6 protein-coding genes are annotated in these 8603 nt (G+C 39.5%); 3 read left to right on the forward strand and 3 right to left on the reverse strand.

Annotation, left to right across the window (positions count from 1 at the left end):
* Positions 1-394 precede the first annotated feature (394 nt).
* Positions 395-2380 carry a M23 family metallopeptidase gene (locus tag ACFILW_RS07485; RefSeq protein WP_375622686.1) on the forward strand — a complete coding sequence of 662 codons (1986 nt, stop codon included), beginning with the start codon at positions 395-397 and terminating at the stop codon, positions 2378-2380.
* A 907-nt stretch (positions 2381-3287) separates the two neighbouring features.
* On the opposite strand, the gene ACFILW_RS07490 is transcribed toward ACFILW_RS07485, so the two are convergent.
* The 3 genes from ACFILW_RS07490 to ACFILW_RS07500 form a co-directional block, all read right to left on the reverse strand.
* A complete protein-coding gene (locus ACFILW_RS07490; protein WP_375622688.1) occupies positions 3288-4712 on the reverse strand; it encodes a sensor histidine kinase in 1425 nt (474 codons plus the stop codon).
* 224 nt (positions 4713-4936) lie between these two features.
* The gene (locus tag ACFILW_RS07495; RefSeq protein ID WP_375622690.1) at positions 4937-5491 is read right to left on the reverse strand and encodes an RNA polymerase sigma factor; all 555 of its coding nucleotides are present in this window, start codon (positions 5489-5491) and stop codon (positions 4937-4939) included.
* Between the two features lie 6 nt (positions 5492-5497).
* Positions 5498-5701 carry a NepR family anti-sigma factor gene (locus ACFILW_RS07500; protein ID WP_375622692.1) on the reverse strand — a complete coding sequence of 68 codons (204 nt, stop codon included), beginning with the start codon at positions 5699-5701 and terminating at the stop codon, positions 5498-5500.
* A 169-nt stretch (positions 5702-5870) separates the two neighbouring features.
* Here ACFILW_RS07500 and ACFILW_RS07505 point away from each other — a divergent pair, with 169 nt between their 5' ends.
* Together ACFILW_RS07505 and ACFILW_RS07510 are read left to right on the forward strand one after the other, a co-directional pair.
* Positions 5871-6665, forward strand: a complete 795-nt coding sequence (locus ACFILW_RS07505) for a response regulator (protein ID WP_375622694.1) — start codon at positions 5871-5873, stop codon at positions 6663-6665.
* 22 nt (positions 6666-6687) lie between these two features.
* On the forward strand, positions 6688-7701 hold the full coding sequence (locus ACFILW_RS07510) for an HWE histidine kinase domain-containing protein (protein ID WP_375685448.1): 1014 nt from the start codon (positions 6688-6690) through the stop codon (positions 7699-7701).
* Positions 7702-8603 lie beyond the last annotated feature (902 nt).

An 8603-nucleotide genomic window follows, 5' to 3' on the forward strand; every position in this document is an offset into this window, starting at 1 on the left:
TTTTTAAATAAAATGCCCCAAACATTACCAATAAAATTGTAACAAAAAATCCTATTTCAAGATTTTATTGGAAAAATCTGCCTTCATAAAAATAAAACATGAAAACAGCAAGGAGTTCAAAGAGAGCATGGCGCTTTTAAAGTAAAATATAGCACCCCATTACAATGCATAAAAATAGGAAGTTGCCTAGGAATGAGTTAATCACAATAACGCTTGTTTTATGCTACTTTAATTAAGGAAAATTTTCTGCGCAGATACGATTTATAAAGACATTGCTGTATAAAAAGAATCGCATGATCTGTAATTTGTAAAAAGAATCAAATTCCTGTAGAAGCATGCTAAGCTATCTATCTAGCTTTCTTTATTTAATATTGAAAAGTACTCTTATAAATCTATGTGGGATAACGAACAACAAAAAAACGATCCTGGACAAGACCCTGCTCTTGTCATTAAGCGCTTGCGGCCTGCTCGCCGACAAGTCTCTGCTCGTTGGCTTACGGGAACCATTTTGACAGGAATCACTTCCTGCATTCTTATGGGGATTGCACTTTTTACGGCTCTTGATGAACAACAGCGATTGGTAACCCCTCCACAATGGTTTACACAAGAAAACCTATCAGAATCACAAGATCCTGAGGCCAATGGCTATAAAGGTGATCGTATTTCTCCCACCCATGCACGGCAAAGCTTTGACAGAAAACGTCAATTTGAATTATCGATTCTACAAAAAAAAGGTGATGAAAAGGTCATTCAAACACAACATTTTGAATGGATTCGTATGGCTTTAGCCGAAAAGCGCCCCCAGAAATATAGCTATCCCAAATTTGATTCTTTAAGCATTCTTGCTAATGATTCGACAAATCAAAGCGCTAAACTACAAGATTCTGGACAGATTTATGGAGCAAAGGTCGAAACAAAAATCACCTTACGCAGCTATGATTTTAAGATGGATCAATTGGATTTTGATGACAGCGATACATTGACAGATGAAGAAGCACAACAAGAAGTACAAAAAGCTGGATTTACTTTAGAAAAGAGCTCCGAACTTCTTTCAGTTCTCACATTGATTGATCCTTTAAAATTAGAAGATGTATCCTCCCCTTCCCAAGGCACAGAATCCCCTGAAGTTCGAATCGTCCAAGAAAATGTAACCGTTTCTCCTCAAAGTCACCGTATTGATCTGACGAAAAACTATGTTGAAGATATTATTCCTATTCGTAAAAAACAAACGATAGCCGATGCTTTCAAAAAAACCAGTTATACAAAAGAGCAAATTGAACAGGTTGTAAAAACACTAGAAAAAATGAGCCTTTCCGATACCCTTAAAGAGGGAAGTCTTTTACGCATTGGTATCGTGACACAAGCTGGCGAAAAAGATCATCTCGTCCGTGCAAGCATTTATCAAGGGATGCATCATGTTCTCACCATTGCTCTGAATGATAAAGGTCAATTCATTGAAAGCACAGAGCCTAAAATGTCTAAAGCACTTAAAACGGCTTTTCAAAATGGTATTCCGCATTCTTATATCAATAGCGCGCAATTACCAACAGCTTATGATGCTCTCTATAGTGCTTTGCTCAGTCATAATATATCACAATCTCTCTCTCATCGTCTTATTCGTCTGCTTGCCACCAACATTGATATGAAAAGCCAGATAACCCCCAATGATCAGATTGAAATATTTTATGCCATACCACAAAGCGATAAAGAAACCCAAAACGGCAAAAAGAACTTGAAAGCCAAAGAACCCTCCAAGAACGCTGATCCAGAAATTCGTTATATTAGTGCAACTTTTGGCAACACAACTTATAAATATTACCGTTATCAATTAAAAGATGGAAGCGTTGATTATTATGATTCTGAAGGGAAGAGTTCAAAGCCTTTCTTGCTGCGCAAACCCACACCAAATGGCATTTTTGGCTCCCCCTTTGGTCCACGCAAACACCCTATTTTAGGCTATATTCGCATGCATACGGGTGTCGATTGGATTGCTCCTAAAGGATCGCCCATTATTGCTGTAGGAGATGGTATTGTCACAAGAGTAGGCGTAACAGGCGGCTATGGAAACCATACGGAAATTCAACATGCCAATGGATATGTCAGCAGTTATTCACACCAAAGCCGTTATGCACCAGACATCAAACCAGGCGTGAAAGTACGACAAGGACAAATTATTGGGTATGTTGGATCAACAGGAATGGCAACTGGTCCTCATTGTCATTTTGAAATCATTGTCAATGGCGTCAAGGTTGATCCCATGCGCATCCGTATACCAGATAGCAAAGCCTTAACCAATCAAGATCTACAAACATTCCTACAAGAAAAAAACAACATTGATTCTTTGATCAACAGCCCGATAGCACCCTCCGAAGAGACTTAAAGCATAAAAGCATCTGCATTTTTATGACTTCAAACATCTCAAAAATATGCTTGAGCGCTTAACTTTTCTCAAAGAGATTTCCGCATTTTAAATATCTATTAAAGAATACGCCGAAAGATGCCACCACCCAAGGTCGCATCACAAGGATTAAAAATAAAACACCCTCCCTTTTTCAGGTTTACGCACAACAGAAAAGTGCAAAATATGGAACCCCAAAAGGCTAACGCTTTTTGTTTATTTTATCAAAACGATAAAAATCCCTTTGTTTTCCATGCCATAAAATCTCAAATCAAAGGTGAGTTTTTCTAAAGAACGAAGATTCTAAAACCCATATCATTCTATAAACAATCCGACTTCTTGTTGCACAGATTCCACTGGTTGAGCACTGATGCTGTTTAAAGCCCTGAAGGAGGGAGGGCATGAGTTTTTTACAAGCACGTTTTACCTTAAAAATATTTCTCCCACACGCTTACAAAAACACCCTATATTTAAAATTTTAACAGCCCTTACAAAAAATAACAAAACTTGAAAAAACAATTTTTTGCAAAGCAATAGAGCTTACGAATATAAGTATTATTGGCTCAAAGAAGTTCTTATTCAAAATAAATTTAAAAGCTAACTTAAACACTTCAAAGCTCTCAGACAAGGAGAATTTTGAAAGCCGATCATTGGAATCAACAAAGCAAAAAAACAACAAGAGAGAAAATCAAACATTACACCAAAAGATAAAGAAGCAAAGGTGCTTCTCTTGAAGACAATCGATAATTTAAATATTAAAGAGTGATGTGTTCGCGCTATGAAGCCGTATTTTATCCTCCTTCTTGTGAAAAAGTGTCCTCTCCATACATTCACGATGAATGAAAAGCAGCTTACCATTGGCAAAGAGAAAATTGACCATTTTAAAAAATCAGTCAGAGATTTTTTTTGAACTACTCGTGCTAAGTTTTGGCAAAGGAATGACAATTTTTGTGCCTCCTAAAGCCGAAGTTTCAAACAGAGGTTTTTCACCAAATTGCATACAAAGCTGTTCCACAACTACACGACCAAGTCCTGTCTTTTGTTTTAAAGTTTGGCTCTTCATCCCCACGCCATCATCTTCTACAATAAGCATCAATTGTCCATCGTTCTGGGGACCAAAGGAAATATAAATATGGCCCGACCGTTGATCAGGAAAGGCATGTTTTAAGGAATTGGTTAGCAACTCGCCAAGGATAATTCCAAGTGTTGTTGCATCTCTTGAAGACAGACGACACTCTTTAAAGTTGGTGTGAATGGTAATGTTTTCACGCAATTCAAAAGGGACCGCCAATTCGACATCATGCACAACAGAACTGAGAAACTCTGCCAATAGTGTCGTTTCCATATCATCACTTAAACGCAAACGACGATGTGCTGTAGAAATTGTCTGAATACGATCACGTGCAGCCCCTAGAACAGTACGGACTTCTTCATTTTTACTCCGACTTAACTGAAGCCCCAGCAAAGAAGACACCGTCCCAAGAGAATTGCCAATGCGATGGCTTGCATCCTGCAACAATATTTCAACCCGTTGGCGTTCTTTTTCGGCGTGATTGCGTGCTTTTTCTAATTCTTGTGTTCGTTCTTTCACGCGGGCTTCCAGAGCGATATTTTCGCTATGAAGCAGCAATTGATACAATTTTAAAGAACGTACATCACGATGAAAACGATTAATCACAAAATAGGCAGAAATAAAGGTACTCACAACGGAAACAATAGCCGCCAATGTCAAAGCCGCCCGCATCAATGCGATACCCTCGCGCTGTTTTTGGCGCACCACATCATCCCCATTAATAAAACTTGTCATCAATTGCGCTAAGCGTGCCACAGGAATTTTGGAGACATCTAAAGAGACGGAAGGTTGAGAAGATGGCTCAGGAACTGTATCAAGAGCATGCATATGGGCATTCATAAAAGCTTGTCTTGCTTCGACTTCCTTTTTAAAAGCCCTAAACCACTCATCCCACTGCGGATGCGCATAAACAATAAGTGCGATATAGTCGAGAATATCTCCCAACTCCCGCTCTGCATTTTCAAAACGTATTTTATCTTCCGCCTTGCGCGTTTTTGCATAGCTGCGATCAGCAACAGCCATATCAATCAGGCTAATAAGGACCAAATCAGCCTGTTCGCGCAATTCTGAACTTGTATTCAACTGTGCGACTTCTCGATCAACGGCATTTGAAAGCAACATAATAAAAACCGATGCCAAAAGAGCCATCACAAGAGAAACAACAATCGCCCCCCACCGCCAGCGTGATATCGTTGCATGAGAAGAAGGCATTTGAGGCAGCAAATTTGTCTTTGTTGTCATAGAATTTCCAGTGGCGAACTTGAAAGTCGTCATTTTTCAGCACAAAGGAAGGCAACCTTATGGAACATAAAACCCAAAGCCCGTGAGAAAATTTTATACGGGCTTTTCTTGTGTTTTTAAGGATACACGCCAAACTTCTGAATTTCCTCAGATACTGACTTTACTGTAATAGCTATAACGGGAATAAAAAAAACAAGGCTATCCATCATAATTATTATGCTTTTTTAGCCGTTAAATGAACACAATGTACTTCCAGCGGAATAAGAATCAGGACCATAATCAGACTCACCATCCACCTCAAGAAGTTCTTGTAATCGATTACGCGCCCTGCTCACACGGCTTTTAATGGTTCCAACAGCACAACCACAAATAGCCGCAGCATCTTCATAAGAAAATCCCGATGCACCAATGAGAATAATGGCTTCTCTTTGATCAGCAGAAAGCAGATTTAAGGCTTTTTTAAAATCTTGCAAATCAAGCGATCCATATTGCGCAGGATGCACAGCAACATTTTGGGTAAACACGCCATCGGTATCTTGCACTTCCCTTCCCTTTTTGCGCATTTGACTATAAAACTCATTGCGCAAAATGGTAAAAAGCCAAGCTTTAAGATTAGTTCCCATCTCAAAACTGTCTTGCTTAGCCCATGCCTTCATAACAGTATCTTGAACCAAATCTTCGGCTTTATCATGTTTGCCACTTAAAGAAACAGCAAAAGCGCGTAAAGCAGGCAACACAGAAAGGAGTTCTTGTTTAAAGTTTTTTGTGCACTTTGACATAAAGGATCAAACCTTTTCCACATTGTTTAAGTCAAATTGCTCTGCGCGCTCCAATCTTTCTAAAAGCTCGAGCAAACACCGTGGCAGTGCTTCTTCCTGAATTTCCATGTAAAACTGGCGTAATTTCCGTGCTATTTCACTATTGACCCCGAGCAGATCATCTCCAACTGTAAATTGCCTAGTGAGATTTTTTTCATCACGGTCGTTCATTTTTCATCCCCCTAATCCATATAATATTGGTAGCACCGCGAAGAATTTTTTCGCCTTATGGTTGTAAATATGGCTGTCAGTAAAAAGTTCCATACAAATCAAGGAACTTTTTTATCAGTTGAGGGTTTCAACCAACAAAATGCTTGCAAGGTCAAAGGAGTTATAAATTATGTCATTATCAACACGCATTGCACCGCATCTTCCCTATCTCCGGCGTTTTGCCCGCTCTGTCACTGGTAGCCAATCCTCTGGCGATGCTTATGTATCAGCGATGTTGGAAGCACTCATTGCCGACATCTCCATTTTTCCCAAAGCTTCCACTGACCGAATTGGTACCTATTGGCTTTTTTGCCATCTTTTTGACCAAACCACACCGAACATCCCAGAACCCCTGCCTCAATTTGGTCTTGAACAAAAAACCAGTGCCAAATTATCCTATCTCACGCCCCGTGCACGCCAAGCATTTTTGCTCATTGCCGTTGAAGGATTTCATGAACAAGAAGCTAGCGAAATCATGAATCTGGATACGAAAGAATTTCGCAAGCTTCTCAACCAAGCATCTTTTGACATTTCTCAACAAATTGCCACTGAAGTGATGATTATTGAAGATGAGCCTCTTATTGCGCTTGATATTGAACAAATGGTAGAAAGCTTAGGTCACCATGTTGTAGGAATAGCGCGCACGCGTGATGAAGCTGTCATCATGTATCATAAGAAAAAGCCACGTTTAATTTTGGCTGATATTCAATTAGCCGATAACAGTTCAGGCATTGATGCGGTCAACGAGATTTTGAAAAATGATCGTATACCGGTGATTTTCATCACGGCTTTTCCCGAAAGGCTTCTCACAGGCGAACGTCCAGAACCGACTTTTTTAGTGACCAAACCTTTTAACCCTGATATGGTAAAAGCGCTTATTTCCCAAGCTTTATTTTTTCAAGAGAATGCTTCTAAAGCGGCTTAGAACAGAGTAACATCTTAAAATTATGATCGTTACGCCTCTTTCAAAGCCTCCCATGGACAGATCTCATATAAGCGCGCTCATGCAAGCGATTCGTGGTGCTGATATTTGTGTTCTCTATCAGGCAACAAATTTGGTTTATTTATGGGCTGAAAACTTGCCACACCATTTGCACAATAAATGGCGGGTTGGGTGTCGTGACAGCGACTTTTTTTCGCTTGACCTTGCAGACAATATGGAAACCATCAAACTGCAAGTTTTAGCCAGTGGCAAAATGCAAACCGTCGAAGCACGTTTTGAAGATACGAATAAACAAGAGATTTGGTACAAATTTTCTGTTGACTGCCACCGCAATGATAACGGAGACATTATCGGTATTATCACCACTGGTGTTAATATTTCGGGCTTACGCCGCCGTGAACAAGTGCTTAAAATTCTCCTTCGAGAAGTAAGCCACCGTTCTAAAAATCTTTTAGCGATCATTCAAAGTATTGCCAGCCAAACGGCACGCTATACTGAATCTCTTCAGGTTTTCTTACGCAAATTTCAAGGTCGTCTTCATTCTCTTTCTCATTCTCAAGATCTGATCACCGATTCCGATTGGCGTGGTGCTCAATTTCGCGAATTGGTCCAAACGCAAGCTTTAGGCTATTTAATGAAAGAAACAGAACGTTTTTCACTTGAAGGTGTCGATCCTTATCTTTTTCCCAATGCCGCTTTGCATATTGGTTTGGCTTTTCATGAACTGATTGTCAATTCTCTTTCTTTTGGAGCCCTTTCGCAAGAAAAGGGCAGTGTCTGTATACGCTGTGAAATTGAAACAAAACTGAATGGCAAAACGCACCTTATCATCACATGGAATGAAAATTTTGAATCCGGTGTCCCTTCCACAAACAATAAAAAAGCCTGTTTTGGCAGTGCCGTTCTTGAAAAAATTGTTCCCATTTCCGTCAATGGTTCGGCTTCGTTCACATTGACAGAAGAAGGCATTGTCTATAGCCTTTCTGTTCCTGATACTTATTTTGATATTTTGTCTTAAAAGTGCCTTTCCAACAATCAATAAGGGAAGTTTCCATTCTCCAAAAAAGTTCTAATCTATTTTATTAAGCACCAAGAGTTTGTCCAACCTCTTTAAACCCACCTCTATAGTCCCCAAACTTTAAGATGAGAACTTAACGCCAGCAGCATAAAACCCATTCCCTTTCCTGTTCATCAACCTTTATCGCTCGCTACATATTTTAAAACAGACATTAAAACGACTAAGAGCAAGCAGTTTTAGCTTTTATAGACCAGATCAAAGTGCGCATACTACACATATCTTTTAGCGTACTTTCCATAATGGGTACATAATTTCATTTGAGAATGATATGAAATTTCAAGGGTAAAAACCAACATCCGGCAACACTTTTCCGCTTTACGAGCTTAAAGCCTGCCGACAATATCTTTTAAATCGTGGAAATGGCATATTTTATGCTTTTATTTAACGTGTTCTTTAATGGGGTTATCCTTTTACTCCCAATAGAACATCCTACAACAGAATACACTTGTACCCCTCATTCACGCTTTTTTAAAATATTTTCCAGCGCGTTCAAGCTCATTTCAAAACAGCCTCTGTAAGCGTATAAGCCATCAAGCACGCCTCTCTTTACTTCATGCCTCTCTTTACTTCACGCCCCTCTTTACCTCATCCCTCTCTTCACTTCATGCCCCTCTTTACCTCATGCCTCTCTTCACTTCATGCCCCTCTTTACTTCATCAAAGTAGCAGCTGCGCGTTATCATACTATTTTTCTCATGTTACAACAGCTTTTGACATTTGAGAGAATTCATAAAAGGCATATAGTCTTTTCTTCAAATATTTTCGCCCACTCTCTCCCTTTTATGATGTGCAAACCAATGATTTTGCTTGCTTCAATATAGGATATCCTTGCCTTGGGAACTG

Source organism: Bartonella sp. TT110JLCBS (genome assembly GCF_042193405.1).
Taxonomy (GTDB): domain Bacteria; phylum Pseudomonadota; class Alphaproteobacteria; order Rhizobiales; family Rhizobiaceae; genus Bartonella.